The 15,371-nt window shown below is 72.5% G+C and carries 14 protein-coding genes; 5 read left to right on the plus strand and 9 right to left on the minus strand.

Translation table 11 applies throughout. The annotated features are described in order from the left end of the window. Together ACFQQI_RS13050 and ACFQQI_RS13055 are read right to left on the minus strand one after the other, a co-directional pair. The gene (locus ACFQQI_RS13050; protein WP_378563691.1) at positions 1 to 519 is read right to left on the minus strand and encodes a hypothetical protein; all 519 of its coding nucleotides are present in this window, start codon (positions 517 to 519) and stop codon (positions 1 to 3) included. Continuing rightward, complete coding sequence (locus tag ACFQQI_RS13055) at positions 512 to 2,704, minus strand: NADP-dependent isocitrate dehydrogenase (protein WP_378563694.1); 2,193 nt, start codon at positions 2,702 to 2,704, stop codon at positions 512 to 514. The genes ACFQQI_RS13050 and ACFQQI_RS13055 overlap by 8 nt, the downstream gene beginning before the upstream one ends. A 199-nt stretch (positions 2,705 to 2,903) precedes the next feature. On the opposite strand from ACFQQI_RS13055, the gene ACFQQI_RS13060 reads away from it, so the two are divergent. Beyond that, positions 2,904 to 3,974 (plus strand): MIP/aquaporin family protein, encoded by a 1,071-nt coding sequence (locus ACFQQI_RS13060; protein ID WP_378563697.1) that lies wholly within the window; start codon positions 2,904 to 2,906, stop codon positions 3,972 to 3,974. A 15-nt stretch (positions 3,975 to 3,989) separates the two neighbouring features. Here the strand turns inward: ACFQQI_RS13060 and ACFQQI_RS13065 are convergent, their stop codons facing one another. Further along, positions 3,990 to 4,688, minus strand: coding sequence for a hypothetical protein (locus tag ACFQQI_RS13065; protein WP_378563700.1), 699 nt, complete (start codon positions 4,686 to 4,688; stop codon positions 3,990 to 3,992). 89 nt (positions 4,689 to 4,777) lie between these two features. Between ACFQQI_RS13065 and ACFQQI_RS13070 the strand changes: the two genes are divergently transcribed. Next, positions 4,778 to 5,764 carry a malate dehydrogenase gene (locus ACFQQI_RS13070; protein ID WP_378563703.1) on the plus strand — a complete coding sequence of 329 codons (987 nt, stop codon included), beginning with the start codon at positions 4,778 to 4,780 and terminating at the stop codon, positions 5,762 to 5,764. A 49-nt stretch (positions 5,765 to 5,813) separates the two neighbouring features. On the opposite strand, the gene ACFQQI_RS13075 is transcribed toward ACFQQI_RS13070, so the two are convergent. The 5 genes from ACFQQI_RS13075 to ACFQQI_RS13095 all read right to left on the minus strand — a co-directional run bounded on the left by ACFQQI_RS13075 (position 5,814) and on the right by ACFQQI_RS13095 (position 10,576). Further along, positions 5,814 to 6,191: a DUF3017 domain-containing protein gene (locus tag ACFQQI_RS13075; RefSeq protein WP_378563706.1), complete on the minus strand. Its 378-nt coding sequence runs from the start codon at positions 6,189 to 6,191 to the stop codon at positions 5,814 to 5,816. After that, entirely contained in the window at positions 6,188 to 7,033 is an 846-nt protein-coding gene (locus ACFQQI_RS13080; RefSeq protein WP_378563709.1) for a bifunctional methylenetetrahydrofolate dehydrogenase/methenyltetrahydrofolate cyclohydrolase, read from the minus strand. The genes ACFQQI_RS13075 and ACFQQI_RS13080 overlap by 4 nt, the downstream gene beginning before the upstream one ends. Before the next feature lie 12 nt (positions 7,034 to 7,045). Then, entirely contained in the window at positions 7,046 to 8,605 is a 1,560-nt protein-coding gene (purH, locus tag ACFQQI_RS13085; protein WP_378563712.1) for a bifunctional phosphoribosylaminoimidazolecarboxamide formyltransferase/IMP cyclohydrolase, read from the minus strand. Between the two features lie 94 nt (positions 8,606 to 8,699). After that, entirely contained in the window at positions 8,700 to 9,311 is a 612-nt protein-coding gene (gene purN, locus ACFQQI_RS13090) for a phosphoribosylglycinamide formyltransferase (protein WP_378563715.1), read from the minus strand. Positions 9,312 to 9,322: 11 nt separating this feature from the next. Beyond that, complete coding sequence (locus tag ACFQQI_RS13095; protein WP_378563718.1) at positions 9,323 to 10,576, minus strand: DUF6350 family protein; 1,254 nt, start codon at positions 10,574 to 10,576, stop codon at positions 9,323 to 9,325. A gap of 93 nt (positions 10,577 to 10,669) precedes the next feature. Between ACFQQI_RS13095 and ACFQQI_RS13100 the strand changes: the two genes are divergently transcribed. From ACFQQI_RS13100 to ACFQQI_RS13110, 3 genes are all read left to right on the plus strand, one after another. Next, positions 10,670 to 12,514 (plus strand): hypothetical protein, encoded by a 1,845-nt coding sequence (locus ACFQQI_RS13100; protein ID WP_378563721.1) that lies wholly within the window; start codon positions 10,670 to 10,672, stop codon positions 12,512 to 12,514. A 107-nt stretch (positions 12,515 to 12,621) separates the two neighbouring features. Beyond that, positions 12,622 to 13,116 carry an RNA polymerase sigma factor gene (locus ACFQQI_RS13105; protein ID WP_378563724.1) on the plus strand — a complete coding sequence of 165 codons (495 nt, stop codon included), beginning with the start codon at positions 12,622 to 12,624 and terminating at the stop codon, positions 13,114 to 13,116. Beyond that, positions 13,109 to 14,470, plus strand: coding sequence for a hypothetical protein (locus tag ACFQQI_RS13110; protein WP_378563727.1), 1,362 nt, complete (start codon positions 13,109 to 13,111; stop codon positions 14,468 to 14,470). The genes ACFQQI_RS13105 and ACFQQI_RS13110 overlap by 8 nt, the downstream gene beginning before the upstream one ends. A gap of 64 nt (positions 14,471 to 14,534) precedes the next feature. On the opposite strand, the gene sucD is transcribed toward ACFQQI_RS13110, so the two are convergent. Beyond that, positions 14,535 to 15,371 carry a succinate--CoA ligase subunit alpha gene (sucD, locus tag ACFQQI_RS13115; protein WP_378563730.1) on the minus strand — a complete coding sequence of 279 codons (837 nt, stop codon included), beginning with the start codon at positions 15,369 to 15,371 and terminating at the stop codon, positions 14,535 to 14,537.

The following is a 15,371-nucleotide window of genomic DNA, read 5'->3' on the forward strand; positions in this document are numbered from 1 at the left end:
CTACCGGGTGACGGTGACCTCGGACTGCACCACCGCGACGTCGCCCTCCTCGGGCACGCACGGCTCGCCGGCGTACTGCGCCGCGGACTGGAACGTGCCCGACGCCTGGATCGAGGCCCCGTCGCGAGCGACGAGCTCGTCCTTCCCGTCGTACAGCCGCACCTGGTTCGCCCCGTCGAGCCGGCCGTAGAAGCCGGCCGGCCACACCGGGAACACCTGCTGGCCGCCATCACCCTCGAGGTAGACGCACCGGCTGTCGTCGACGGAGAGCGTGCCGACGATGGTCTCGGAGCCGACCTCCTGGCCGTCGATCCACCCTGACGTCGGCACCCGGATCGCCGTCTCCTGGGTGTCGGACCCGCGCGAGACCAGCGACACGATCCCGAAGGCCGCCGCCGCGATCACCACCACGACACCGACCATCACGACCATGCCCCGGCGCCCGAGCGCCGGTCGCTGGTCCCAGCTGGCATAGCCGGCGTGGGCCTCGTCCTGCTGGCCGGGCGTCGGGTCAGCCAAGGGAGGCCAGCGCCTCGTTGAGCGTCGCCGACGGGCGCATCACGGCGTCCGACTTGGTGTCGTCGGGCCGGTAGTAGCCGCCGATGTCGGCCGGCGAGCCCTGCACCGCGATCAGCTCGTCCACGATCCGCTGCTCGTTCGCGGCGAGGGTGTCCGCCAGCGGCTTGAACGCGGCCGCGAGGTCGGCGTCCTCGGTCTGCTGCGCGAGCTCCTGGGCCCAGTAGAGAGCCAGGTAGAAGTGCGAACCGCGGTTGTCGATGCCGCCGAGGCGACGGGTCGGCGACTTGTCCTCGTTGAGGAACGTGCCGGTGGCGCGGTCGAGCGTGTCCGCGAGCACCTGCGCGGCCGGGGTGCCCGCCTGCTCGGCGTACAGCTCCAGCGACGGCACCAGCGCGAAGAACTCGCCGAGGCTGTCCCAGCGCAGGTAGTTCTCCTTGACCAGCTGCTGGACGTGCTTGGGCGCCGAGCCGCCGGCGCCGGTCTCGAAGAGGCCGCCGCCGTTCATCAGCGGGACGACGGAGAGCATCTTCGCCGACGTGCCGAGCTCGAGGATCGGGAAGAGGTCGGTGTTGTAGTCGCGCAGCACGTTGCCGGTGACCGAGATGGTGTCCTCGCCCTTGCGGATGCGCTCCAGCGAGTACGCCGTGGCGTCGGCCGGCGACAGGATCTCGATGGTGAGGCCCTCGGTGTCGTGCTCGGGGAGGTACTCCTTGACCTTCGCGATCAGGTTGGCGTCGTGGGCGCGGGACTCGTCGAGCCAGAAGACGGCCGGGGCGCCGGAGGCACGGGCGCGCGAGACGGCGAGCTTGACCCAGTCGCGGATCGGCGCGTCCTTGGTCTGGCAGGCGCGCCAGATGTCGCCCGGCTGGACGTCGTGCTCGATGAGCACGTCACCGGCGGCGTTGACGACCTGGACCTGGCCGGCGGCCGGGACCTCGAAGGTCTTGTCGTGGGAGCCGTACTCCTCCGCGGCCTGGGCCATCAGGCCGACGTTCGGCACCGAGCCCATGGTCGACGGGTCGAAGGCGCCGTGGGCGCGGCAGTCGTCGAGGACGGTCTGGTAGACGCCCGCGTAGGAGGAGTCCGGGATGACGGCGAGGGTGTCGGCCTCGTTGCCGTCGGGGCCCCACATGTGGCCGCTGGTGCGGATCATCGCCGGCATCGAGGCGTCGATGATGACGTCGGACGGCACGTGCAGGTTGGTGATGCCGCGGTCGGAGTCGACCATCGCCATCTTCGGGCCCTCGGCCAGGCCGGCCTCGACGGCCGCCTTGATGGCGGCGCCGTCCGGCAGCTTCTCGACGGCACTGAGCAGGCCACCGAGGCCGTCGTTCGGCGAGATGCCGGCGGCGGCCAGCTGCTCGCCGTACTGCTCGAAGAGCGTCGGGAAGAAGGCCTGCACGACGTGGCCGAAGATGATCGGGTCGGAGACCTTCATCATCGTGGCCTTGAGGTGCACCGAGAAGAGGACGTCGTCGGCCTTGGCGCGGGCGACCTGCTCGGTGAGGAAGCGGCGCAGCGCGGCGACGTTCATGAACGTGCCGTCGACGACTTCACCGGCGAGGACCTTGATGCCGTCCTTGAGCACGGTCTCGGTGCCGTCGGCGGCGACGTGCTTGATGGTCAGGGTGTCGTCGGCGGGGAGGACGACCGACTTCTCGTTGCTGCGGAAGTCGTCGTGGCCCATGGTCGCGACGTTCGTCTTCGAGTCGGCGGTCCAGGCGCCCATCCGGTGCGGGTGGGTCTTGGCGTAGTTCTTGACCGACGCGGGCGCACGGCGGTCGGAGTTGCCCTCGCGCAGGACCGGGTTGACGGCCGAGCCCTTGACCTTGTCGTACTTGGCCCGGGCGTCCTTCTCCTCGGCGGTCGCGGGGCTCTCCGGGTAGTCGGGGATGTCGTGGCCCTGCTCCTGGAGCTCCTTGATCGCGGCCTTGAGCTGCGGCACCGACGCGGAGATGTTCGGCAGCTTGATGATGTTGGCCTCGGGCGTCTTGGCCAGGCTGCCGAGCTCGGCCAGCGCGTCGTCGACGATCCCGAACTGGGCCAGGATCCGGCCGCTCAGCGAGATGTCACGGGTCTCGATGTCGACACCCGCCTTGCCGGCGTACGCCTGCACGATCGGGAGGAAGGAGTACGTCGCCAGCAGGGGCGCCTCGTCCGTGTGGGTGTAGATGATCTTCGCCATGAGGGTTCTGCGTCTCCTGTGCTGGACGGCTGAGGGCTGGACCGGTTGGGGCAGGCCGAACTTCCTTGACGTCAAGATACCTGACGGGGTCGGCGCTTCCACCTTGGCACCCGGTCCTGGTGAGGTCTACCGGGGGGTCGACGCGGGTAGGGTGCTGTCGCCGGGCCCGCGGGGGGCTCCGCAAGAGGGAGCAGATGTGATGTCCGAGCCCACCATCCAGCAGAAGCTCACCGCCGAGGTCATCGGCACCTTCGTCCTCGTGCTCTTCGGCTGCGGCTCCGTCGTGGTCTACGGCACCGCGCAGGCCGCCAACGAGGGTGCGCTGCTGCCGACGACGATCACCACGGTCGGCCTCGCGTTCGGCCTCGCCGTCATGGTGATGGTCTACGCGTTCGGCCGCGTGTCGGGAGCCCACTTCAACCCGGCGGTGTCCGTCGGGGCCGCGATGGGCGGCCGGATGGCCTGGCGCGAGGTGGGCTTCTACATCCTCGCCCAGCTCGTCGGCGCCGTCGTGGGCGCGCTGGCGCTCTTCCTGCTGATGCAGGGGTTCGAGAACTTCGACGCCGAGGGCAACATGGGCCAGAACGCCTACGGTGACGCCGGTAGCGGGTACGCCGCCGGCGCGGCCTTCTTCCTCGAGCTCGTCCTGACCGCGATCTTCGTCACCGTGATCCTGGCCGTGACCGACGAGCGCAACGAGCACCCGTCCCTGGCCCCGCTGACGATCGGCTTCACGCTCGCGGCCATCCACTTCGTCGCGATCCCCGCCACCGGCACCTCGGTCAACCCGGCCCGCTCGATCGGGCCTGCGCTCTTCGCCGGTCCCGACGCGATCGAGCAGCTGTGGCTGTTCATCCTCGCGCCGTTCATCGGCGGGGCGATCGCCGGCGTGGCCTACCCGCTGCTCTTCGGGCGGGCCAGCGACGCGGTGACCGGCTCCGGCATCCGGTTCAGCCGGCCCCGCACCGCCGCCCAGGTGCCCGGGTACGCCGCGCCGGACCAGTACCAGCAGCAGTGGAACCCGGAGACGACCGCCGAGCCCGCCCCCGCCGAGCAGCCGATCATCCAGGACGGCTGGCAGTGGGACCCCGTCGGCCAGCAGTGGCACCCGGTCGGTTCGACGCCCGAGCAGTGGCGGGCCCAGCAGGAGGCCGAGCAGGCCGCCGCCGCGCGGGATGCCGCCGAGGCCGAGCGGGCGCCCGAGTCGACGCAGTGGCCGGAGGGCGACCCCGGCGACGGCGGCACCCAGATCCGGCCGCCGCACGCGTGACGGCCGTGGCTCAGCTCAGTCGCTGACCTCGACCAGCCGGAGCACCCGGGCGCTGCCGCTCTGCTCGACGAGGCCGGCGCCGCGCGCCCAGTAGCTCTCCCGGGCGCCGCCGGGCTCGAGGTCCGAGGTCTCGCGGAGGACGAGCACGTCGCCGAAGGAGCCGGCCGGCACGGTGACGGACTCGTCGAGAGCGGTCACGGTGGCGACGTCCTCGACGACGCCGGGCTGGTACGCCGTACGGAACCCGTCGCCGACGCGCGGGCGGTCGGGCATCGCCAGTCCGGCCTGGGCGCCGTCGGCGCCTGCCTCCCACTCCCCCTCGCGACCGAACCACCAGACGTTGCCCCGGTCGTCCTGGGCGAACCAGTCCGTCGTGGTCTCCCCGCGCTCGGTCGTCACGCGCGCGGTCGTGTCCACCCCGGCGATCTCGGGGCCCTCGGCCACGGCGACGTTGAGGCGGTGCGTTCCCCGGGGGTCGACGACGTCGTAGGTCCAGGTGCGGCCCTGCGGCAGCGGGAGCCATGCATTGTCGACCCCGGCGACGAAGTCGTCGGGGTCGGGGCTCGGCGTGGGCACGACCAGCTGGTCCACGCCGCCGGGCGGGCTCGGGTCGGAGGCCGTTCCACAGCCGGCGAGAGCGCCCGCGAGGACGGCAGCGAACACCGCAGCGAACACGGCAGCGAACACCGCGCCCACCGGAGCTCGTGCCGTCATGGACCCCAGCATCGCAGGGGGTTCGGCCGCTGCTAGCGTCGGGAGCCGGAAACCCACCTTCCTCGTCCACGTGTTCCTAGGAGTCCGTCGTGAGCTCAACCCCGTTGAAGGTCGCCGTCACCGGCGCCGCCGGCCAGATCGGCTACAGCCTGCTCTTCCGCCTCGCCAGCGGTGCACTCCTGGGCGACCGCCCGATCGAGCTGCGACTGCTCGAGATCACGCCGGCCCTCAAGGCGCTCGAGGGCGTCGTCATGGAGCTCGACGACTGCGCGTTCCCGAACCTCGCCGGCGTAGAGATCGGCGACGACGCGGAGACGATCTTCGGCGGCGTCAACCTGGCGCTGCTGGTCGGCGCCCGCCCGCGCACGGCGGGCATGGAGCGTGGCGACCTGCTGTCGGCCAACGGCGCGATCTTCACCGCCCAGGGCAAGGCGCTCAACAAGGTCGCCGCCGACGACGTCCGCATCGGAGTCACCGGCAACCCGGCGAACACCAACGCGCTGATCGCGATGACCAACGCCCCCGACATCCCGCAGGAGCGGTTCTCGGCGCTGACCCGCCTCGACCACAACCGCGCCATCTCGCAGCTGGCCGCCAAGACCGGCGCCGCGGTGACCGACATCAAGAAGATGACGATCTGGGGCAACCACTCCGCCACGCAGTACCCCGACGTCTTCCACGCCGAGATCGCCGGCAAGAACGCCGCCGAGGTCGTCGACGACCAGGCCTGGATCGCCGACACCTTCATCCCGACCGTCGCCAAGCGCGGCGCCGCGATCATCGAGGCCCGCGGCTCGTCGTCGGCCGCATCCGCCGCGTCGGCCACCATCGACGCCGCACGCGACTGGCTGCTCGGCTCGGCCGCGGGCGACTGGGTCTCGATGGCGGTCGTCTCCGACGGCTCCTACGGCGTGCCCGAGGGCCTGATCTCCTCCTTCCCCGTCACCACGAAGGACGGCAGCTGGGAGATCGTCCAGGGTCTCGACATCGACGACTTCTCCCGCGCCCGCATCGACGCCTCCACCGCGGAGCTCGCCGAGGAGCGCGAGGCCGTCACGGAGCTCGGGCTCATCTGAGCCACCAGCAGCGCTGACCCGTCAGAGACCTCTGGCGGGTCAGCGTCGTCTACAGGGGCTGGTCAGGGATCGAGCCCGCCAGGAAGATGAGCGCGGCGCCGGTACCGGCGAGGAGGGCGCAGTCCCACCAGCGGGCGCGGACGGCGAGCATCCCGGCGTCCTTGGCCGGGAGCACCACACGGATGACCGCCGCCAGGAGAAGCGCCGCGCCGAACCAGCGGATCCCGGCGCGCCACTCCCCCGTCGTCACGATCCCGATCCCGATCGCCACGACGGCGAGCACGGCCAGGTAGAAGGCGCCGCCGATCGTCGAGGGATAGCGCCGCGGCTCCTCCCCGTCGATCGCCTCCGCAGAGGCGGGCTCCTCCTCGTCGTGCGCCTCGTCGTGCGGCTCGTGCGGCGGCTCGAGCGGCTCCTGGTCGCTCACGAGGCCTGTCGCTCGGCTGCGGCCACGATGTTGGAGAGCAGCATCGCGCGCGTCATCGGCCCGACGCCGCCGGGGTTCGGGGACACCCACGCGGCGACGTCCCACACGTCGTCCGCGACGTCGCCCGCGATCTTGCCGTCGACACGGGAGACGCCGACGTCGAGCACCGCGGCGCCCGGCTTCACCATGTCGGCCGAGATGATCCCGGGCACGCCCGCGGCGGCCACGACGACGTCGGCGGCGCGGGTGTGGGCGGCGAGGTCGCGGGTGCCGGTGTGGCAGAGCGTGACGGTGGAGTTCTCGCTGCGGCGCGTGAGCAGCAGGCCCATCGGGCGGCCGACCGTGATGCCGCGTCCGACGACCACGACCTCGGCGCCGTTGAGCTCCACACCGTGCCGGCGCAGCAGCTCGATGCAGCCGATCGGCGTGCAGGGCAGCGGACCGGTCTCACCGAGCACGAGGCGCCCGAGGTTGGTCGGGTGCAGCCCGTCGACGTCCTTGTCGGGGTCGACCCGCGACAGCAGCCGGAACTCGTCGAGCCCGGTCGGCTGCTGCACGAGGAAGCCGGTGCACGCGGGGTCGGCGTTCAGCCGGTCGATCGCCGACTCGGCCTCGGCCTGGGTCGCCGTGGCCGGCAGGTCGATCCGGATCGACTCGATGCCGACCTCGGCGCAGTCCTTGTGCTTGGCCCCGACGTACCAGTGCGAGCCCGGGTCGTCGCCGACGAGCACGGTGCCGAGCCCCGGCACCACGCCGCGCTCGCGCAGCTTGGCCACCCGCTCGGTGAGCTCGGCCTTGATCGCCTTGAGGGTGGCGGAGCCGTCCAGCTTCTGTGCAGTCACAGGGACATCCAATCAGTGGAAGAAGTGCCGCGTGCCGGTGAAGTACATCGTGACGCCGGCCTTCGTGCACGCCTCGATCGTCAGCTCGTCGCGCACCGAGCCGCCCGGCTGGACGATCGCGGTGACGCCGGCGTCGATGAGGATCTGCGGCCCGTCCTCGAACGGGAAGAACGCGTCGGAGGCGGCCACCGACCCGGCGGCACGGTCCCCCGCCCGCTCGACGGCGAGCTTGCAGGAGTCGACGCGGTTGACCTGCCCCATGCCGACCCCGACGGAGGCGCCGTCCCTGGCCAGCAGGATCGCGTTGGACTTCACCGCACGGCACGCCCGCCAGGCGAACGCCAGGTCGGCGAGGACCTCCGCCGACGCGGCCTCGCCGGTCGCCAGCGTCCACGTCGACGGGTCGTCCCCCGGCGCGTCGACGTAGTCGCGCTGCTGGATGAGCAGCCCGCCCGACACCGGTCGCATCTCGACCTCGCCGCGCCGCGCCGGCTCGCAGACGAGGATCCGGATGTTCTTCTTGCCCTGGAGCACCTCGACCGCGCCGTCGTCGTACGCCGGCGCGACGATCACCTCGGTGAAGACCTCGGCCACCTGGCGGGCCATCTCGGCCGACACCGGCCGGTTGACGGCGATGACGCCGCCGAACGCCGAGACCGGGTCGCACTCGTGCGCCCTGCGGTGCGCCTCGGCGACGTCGGCGCCCACGGCGATGCCGCAGGGGTTCGCGTGCTTGATGATCGCGACCGCCGGCTCGTCGAAGTCGTACGCCGCCCGCCGGGCCGCGTCGGCGTCCACGTAGTTGTTGTAGGACATCTCCTTGCCGTGCAGCTGCTCGGCCTGGGCGAGCCCGGTGCCGAAGCCGTTGAGGTAGAGCGCGGCGCTCTGGTGCGGGTTCTCGCCGTAGCGGAGCGTGGACGCCTTGTCCCAGGTGCCGCCGACCCACGCCGGGAATCCCTCGCCGTCGGAGGTGTCGGTCAGCACGTTGCCCATCCACGAGGCCACGGCCACGTCGTACGTCGCGGTGTGCACGAACGCCTCCGCCGCGAGGCGCTGCCGCTCGGCGAGCGTGAAGCCGCCGGCGGCGACGGCGGCCAGCACGTCGGCGTACCGGTCCGGCGAGGTGATGATCGCGACCGACGGGTGGTTCTTGGCGGCGGCGCGGACCATCGACGGGCCGCCGATGTCGATCTGCTCGACGCACTCGTCCTGCGATGCGCCGGAGGCGACGGTCTGGGTGAACGGGTAGAGGTTCGACACCACCAGGTCGAACGGCTCGACGCCGAGGTCGGCCAGCTGCGCGACGTGGGAGTCGAGGCGGCGGTCGGCGAGGATGCCGGCGTGCACCCGCGGGTGCAGCGTCTTGACCCGGCCGTCGAGGCACTCCGGGAAGCCGGTGAGGTCCTCGACCTTCGTGACGGGCAGGTCGAGGCCCGCGATCAGCGCGGCCGACCCGCCGGTCGAGACGAGCTCGACGCCGGCGTCGTGCAGGCCGCGGACGAGGTCCTCGAGGCCGGTCTTGTCGTAGACGGAGACGAGGGCGCGCTTGATGGGGATGCGGTGGTCTGACACGGACTCTCCTGTTGTGCGGATGAGGGGCACCCAGGCGGACGATGCTCCCGGCGTCACTCCCCGGTGGTTGCCCACCTGCGCCAGTCGTGTGTCGTCAGCCTATCCGGACCCGGCGACCGGTCACGACGAACCCTTCCCGGGCCATCCGCCCGACGGACTCGACGAGCATCGCCCGCTCGGCGACCTTGATCCGCTCGTGGAGGGTCTCGACCGTGTCGTCGTCCTCCACCGGCACGACCGTCTGGGCCACGATCTGGCCGGTGTCGACACCCGGGTCGACGACGAAGAGGGTCGCGCCGGTGACCTTGACGCCGTACTCGAGAGCGTCGGCGGGTCCCTGCACCCCCGGGAACGACGGCGACAGGGCCGGATGGGTGTTGACGACCCGCCCGCCGTGGCGGGCGAGGAACGCGCTGCCGACCAGCTTCATGAACCCCGCGAGCACCACCAGGTCGGGCTGGTACGACGCGACCGCGTCGGCCAACGCGGCGTCCCACGCCTCACGCGAGGGGTGGTCCCGGACCCGGAGCACGAACGTCGGGACCCCGGCGCGCTCGGCGCGCGCGAGTCCCTCGATGCCGTCCCGGTCGGCGCCGACGGCCACGACCTGCGCCCCGTACGACGGGTCCGCGCAGGCGTCGAGGAGGGCCTGGAGGTTGGTGCCGGAGCCCGACACGAGCACGACGAGGCGGGCGGGGCTGGTCACGACGGGCGAGTCTAGGTGGCGCGCGCCGCGCGGCGCTGCCACCAGGTCATCACGAGGCCGCCCACCACGCCGCCGATGCCGAACGCGGTGACCGCGTGCACCAGCACGTCCATCGCGTCGGGCCCGATCTCGCGCATCCGGCCGGGCCCGGCCGCGCCGTCGGAGACCGCGGTGAGGATGCCGAGCAGCACGCCGGCGAGCACCCCGCCGACGCAGCCGCGCAGGGCACCCTCCTCCCAGCGCAGGGTCGGACGGCGGCGCTGCGCCCACGCCGCCGCGAGCGCGGCGGTGAGCGGCGGCACGGCGATGAGGTACGGCGCCCAGGCCGGCGTGGTGCCGTTGTCGGGCAGCGCGGCCAGCAGCGGGAACATCGGGACCGGCCCGAGCGTGACCAGCGACTGCGAGACCAGGGTGCCGGTGCCGACCACGAAACCCGGGCCGAGCAGGTAGGAGCCGGCGTACACGACGGCGTTGGGCGCCAACGTCGCGGTGAGCACGGTGTAGACGCTGGCCTCGCCGGCGCCGGCGTGGAGGCGGGACATCACGTTGACCGCCGTGCCGAGGTCGATGGCCAGCGCGACGAGGAAGAGGGCCGTGGAGGCGACCAGGAACGTGCCCAGGATGCGCAGGCCGCCCGCGAGGCCGGCCCGCAGCCAGGACGGCACCTCCGCCGCCCAGATCGCGAGCCGGCCGGAGCCGGTCGCGATGCCGGTCCAGCCGAACGCCGCGCACAGCACGATCGACCAGAGGACGACGCGGGCGAGCGACGGCGCGGTCGCGTCGGTCGAGGCGAGGACGCCGGTGACGACGGCCACCGCGAGGTAGCCGCCGGTGAAGGCAGCCGCGGCGGTCGCGACGGTCCAGTCGCGCTCGCCGTCGGCGATCCGGTCGGCGTCGGGGCCGTGGCCCGAGATCGCGTCGCCGACCCGGTGACCGATGCGCCAGGCCGCCCACGCGCACAGCGCCGAGATGCCGAGCGGCACGAGGGTGACGGCGACGCCGTCGACCACGACACCGGAGCCGTGGGCCATCAGCCAGCCGAGCGCCCCCATGCGGAGCGCGTCGCGCGGGGCGCCGTGGGCGCCGGCGTCGGAGAGGAACCAGCCGACGACGCCGAGGGCCAGGCACACGATGAGCACGGCGGCCGCCGCGGCGGCTCCGCCGAGCAGCGCGACCGGGACCACCGGGGACCGGTGCCGGCGGTCGGTGCTGCCCCCTGGAGAGGACGATCCGATGGCGAAGGATCCGGGCAGCAGCGACGTCATGGTCCGGCCATCATCGCCTCCGTCGGGCGCCGGATCGGGTCTCACACGCCGAATCGGCCGCGATGTGCGCCGCAGGTTACCGTGGGGTCAGCCATGACGGAGCCCGACCAGTTCGACCAGTTCTACAAGGACGTCCGCACCCGCCTCCTGCTGCTGACGTACCTCCTCACTGGCGACCTCCCGTCCTCCCGGGCCGCGGTCCGGGACGCCTTCGTCGTCGCGTGGCACCACTGGCGCAAGGTACGCCGCGTCGAGGACGCCGAGGGCTGGGTCCGCGAGCACGCGTGCCGCCACGCGCAGCGCCGGCACACCGCCAAGCTCTGGCACCGCGAGAAGAACCTCTCCCCCGAGCTGAAGGCGACGCTCGACGCCCTCGCGAAGCTCTCCATGACCCAGCGCCGGGTGCTGCTGGTCACCGAGCTCACCAGCGCCTCCCTGACCTCGATGGCGCGCGAGGTCGGGCTCCCCCGCGCCGAGGCCGAGCGCGAGCTGCAGGCCGCCACCTCGACCTTCGCGCTCCACCGCGGAGTGCCCACGACCAGCGTGCGCAGCGTGCTCGAGGCCGCCCGCTCACACGTCGAGCACTCCCGCTGGCCGCGCCCCACGATCCTGCGCCGGGCGGGCGCGACCCGACGGCGTACCCACACGGTCATCGGCGTCGCCGCCACCGCGGCGATCATGGTCGTCACCGGCACGCTGGTCACCGACGCCGACGGCGTGCGCCCCACCCTGGCCGGCGAGCGCATCGCCGACGCGCAGGGCCCCGAGGAGCGCGAGCCGGTGGCGCTGCCCGAGGACTCGATGCTCGGCGGCGACGACGTCGCCCAGGCGGTGGCGGGCTCCGAGTCCAACCGCACGTGGAGCGTCACCAGCACCGACGACAACACCAGCGGCAGCGGTCTCGTGATGACCTGCCAGGAGTCGCGGTACGCCGTGCCGCGCAACCGCCCCGACGCGGCGCTGGTGCGGGTCTTCGACCCCGACCGGACGAAGCAGAGGTCCGACCGGACCGCGGTCGTCCAGGCCGCCGAGGCCGCGCCCACCGAGCGGGCGGCGGGCCGGGCCTACGACACCGCGCTGCACTGGTTCGCCGACTGCCGCGACGACCGCGCCCAGCTGCTCGCGACGTACGACCTGCCGGAGGTCGGCGACGAGGCCGCCGTCTTCGAGCTGCACACGTGGGGCGATCCCGACACCCGGGTCCTCGCCGGCGTCGCCCGCACGGGCAGCTTCACGACGACCGCGGTCGCGAGCACGCCCGGCGCCGAGGGCCCGCGCCCGCGCGCGGTGGCGAAGCTGCTGGCCAAGGGTGTCGACCGGCTGTGCGAGCTGCCCGCGGGCGGCGCCTGCTCGACCGGGTCGTCGACCAGGGCGACGACGCCGGTCCCCGTCGGCGTGGTCCCCGGCATGCTGGCCGAGGTCGACCTGCCGCCGGCGACCGGCGTACGCAAGCCGTGGGTCGGCACCGAGCCCCGCCGCGCACTCGACAACGCCGCCTCGACCCACTGCGACAACGCCGACTTCGCGGGCAAGAAGATCAGCAACAACCTCACCCGGACGTTCCTGATCCCCGAGGCGAGGCTGCCCAGCGAGTTCGGCCTCACCGAGACCGTGGGAACGATGGACGCGAAGAAGGCGAAGGCGTTCGTCGCCGACGTGCGCGACCGCATCGCGGCGTGCCCCAAGAAGGTCTTCGGCACCGAAGTCGTCCGCCTGCGCGACCAGCGCGACGGCAAGCGCGAGCTGACCGTGTGGCGGGTGACCACCGAGGTCAGCGAGGAGAAGTCGATCAACTTCCTGATGGGGGTGCTGCGCAACGGCACCACCGTCGGCCAGCTCGGCTTCGTGCCGGTCCCGGGCGTCACCATCCCGTCCGAGCGGTTCCTCGCCCTCGCCCAGCGGGCGCTCGCCCGGCTCGAGGAGATGCCGAACCCGTAGCGGGAATGCCGAGAATCTTCTCGCGCGCATGCAACCGTGACCCCCGTCGGGGCGTATCCCCCACGATCAGCAACCGTGCTGACCAGACGGAGACGGGACCAGAGTCGATGGACGAACGCGAGTTCGACGACTTCTACGCCGCGTCGTTCCAGCGGATCACGGGCCAGGTGTACGCCATGATCGGCAGCCGCGACGAGGCACAGGAGTGCGTCCAGGAGGCGTTCGTGCGGGCCTGGGCGCACCGCAGGAAGCTGGAGAAGGCCGAGCACCCCGAGGCGTGGGTGCGCACCACGGCGTACCGGCTGGCAGTGAGCCGCTGGCGGCGCGTCCAGCGCGGCAAGCGGCCGACCGACCGCGCCCTCGGCCCGTCGCTCGAGGCGGCCGCGCCCAGCGAGGCTCACGTCGCCCTGGTCGCGGCACTCAAGCAGCTCCCCGAGGCGCAGCGCCAGGCGCTGGTTCTCCACCACATCGCCGACCTGCCCGTCCACGACGTCGCCCGCGAGGTCGGCGTCCCCGAAGGAACCATCAAGGCCCGGCTCAGCCGCGGCCGCGCGGCCCTGGCCGCCCTGCTCGCCGACGAGGAAGGACTGAGCCATGCCTGACCCGGCAGACCCCGATTTCTTGGCAGAGCTCGACAACTTCTCCGCTCCAGGACTGACCATGAACCCGCTCCCCGCAGACGAGGTACGCCGTCGCGGCACCCGGATCCGCCGGCGCAACAACGCCCTCGCCACCATCGGGGCCGTCGCTGCCGTCGCCATCATCGCGACGCCGATCGCGCTGGCCGCCGGCGGCGGCAACCCGGGCCGCCCCACTCCCGCACCGGCGACGGAGCCACCCGGCGGCTGGACGACCGTGATCCCGGAGGACTTCGACCTCACCGACGGGTGGAACCCGGAGCTCCGGGCCGGGCCACAGGACCGCCCCATCAACGACGACATCTGTGCCACCCCGCTCGAGGGCGACGGCGTCGACCGGCTCGGGGTCGGCTATGCCGAGCCGGGCACCGAGTCGAGCGGCAACCGCACACTGACGGTGTACGCCGACCAGGCCGCAGCGACCGCGCAGGTCGACCAGATCCGCACCGCCGTGCAGGACTGCGACGACGCCGAGGTCCGGTCGTCGGACCTCGGCACCGAGGAGTCGCTGGTGTTCACGGCGCGTGTGCTGCAGGAGGACGGGACACCCGCAGGCGGCTCGGTCTACCAGGTCGGCCGCACCGGCAACGCGGTGTTCGTCGAGCAGGTCAACGGCTGGCCCGGCGACGAGGGCAGCGCCCCCGGCGAGGTGGACCGCGTGCGCGACCAGGCCGACGGCGTCGTCGACCAGATGTGCGCCTTCTCGATCGAGGGCTGCGAGCCGGCCGACCCCGACGCCTCCGAGGCCGTCGACGAGCCGACCGGCCTGTCCGGCACCATCCCCGACGACTTCCCGCTCGAGAAGGGCCTGCCCACGGACCAGTCCGGCGGCGCCGTCGGCCTCGAGGCGCCGACTCGCGACCTCGACCTCGCGCCGTACGCCCCCGACTCGATCGAGGCCTGCGGCGTGACGCCGACCGGGCTGCCCGAGCCGGTCGACACGCTGTACGCCGGCTACCGCTCCCCCGCCTACGGCGTCCTGCGCCAGCTGATGACGTTCGCCTCGGTCGACGAGGCCCAGTCGTACGCCGAGGGCCTCCTGGCGCCGTACTCCACCTGCCCCGAGGAGACCGACAACCGCGGGGTCGCCGCACTCCACGAGGTCCAGCCCGCGGACCTGGGCGACCACGCCGCCACGGCGTACCAGCGCCACGAGGTCGACGGCGAGCCGGGACCGGGCTACCAGCTCGTCCAGGTCGTCCGCGTCGGCCAGGCGGTGCTCCAGACCCTGGTCAACAACGACGGCGAGATGTTCGACCCCGACGCGAGCGCGACGTACCTCGAGAGCAGCCAGACGGTCGTCGACGAGATGAGCTGACACCTCACCCCAAATGCCGAGTCGGCGCCAGATCACGGTGATCCGGCGCCGACTCGAGGATGACTCAGAGGTTCTTGAGGATCTCTCGCATCAGCTCGGCGGTCTCGGACGGCGTCTTGCCGACCTTCACGCCGACGGCCTCGAGGGCCTCCTTCTTCGCCTGGGCGGTGCCCGAGGAGCCGGACACGATGGCGCCGGCGTGGCCCATGGTCTTGCCCTCCGGAGCGGTGAAGCCCGCGACGTACCCGACGACCGGCTTGGTGACGTTGTCCTTGATGAACGCCGCGGCCCGCTCCTCGGCGTCGCCGCCGATCTCGCCGATCATCACGATCGCCTTGGTCTCGGGGTCCGCCTCGAACGCCGCGAGGGCGTCGATGTGCGTGGTGCCGATGATCGGGTCGCCGCCGATGCCGATCGCCGTCGAGAAGCCGTAGTCCTTCAGCTCGTACATCATCTGGTACGTCAGCGTGCCCGACTTCGACACGAGGCCGACCGGGCCCTTGCCCGCGATCGTGTGCGGGGTGATGCCGGCGAGGGACTCCTCCGGGGTGATGATGCCCGGGCAGTTCGGACCGATCATCCGGGTGCCGGCGTGGTTCCGGTCCGACTGGAGGTAGGACCACACCTCGGCGGTGTCCTGCACCGGCACGCCCTCGGTGATGACCACGAGCAGGCCGATGCCGGCGTCGATGGCCTCGATGCAGGCGTCCTTGGTGAACGCCGGCGGCACGAAGACGACCGACACGTCGGCGCCGGTCTCCTTCATCGCCTCCTCCACCGAGCCGAAGACGGGCTGGGTGGTGCCGGCGAGCTCGACGGTGGTGCCGGCCTTGCGGGCGTTGACGCCGCCGACGATGTTGCTGCCGGCCTCGATCATCAGGGTGGTGTGCTTGGAGCCCAT

Source organism: Nocardioides sp. GCM10030259 (assembly GCF_042666375.1).
Classification (GTDB): Bacteria; Actinomycetota; Actinomycetes; order Propionibacteriales; family Nocardioidaceae; genus Nocardioides.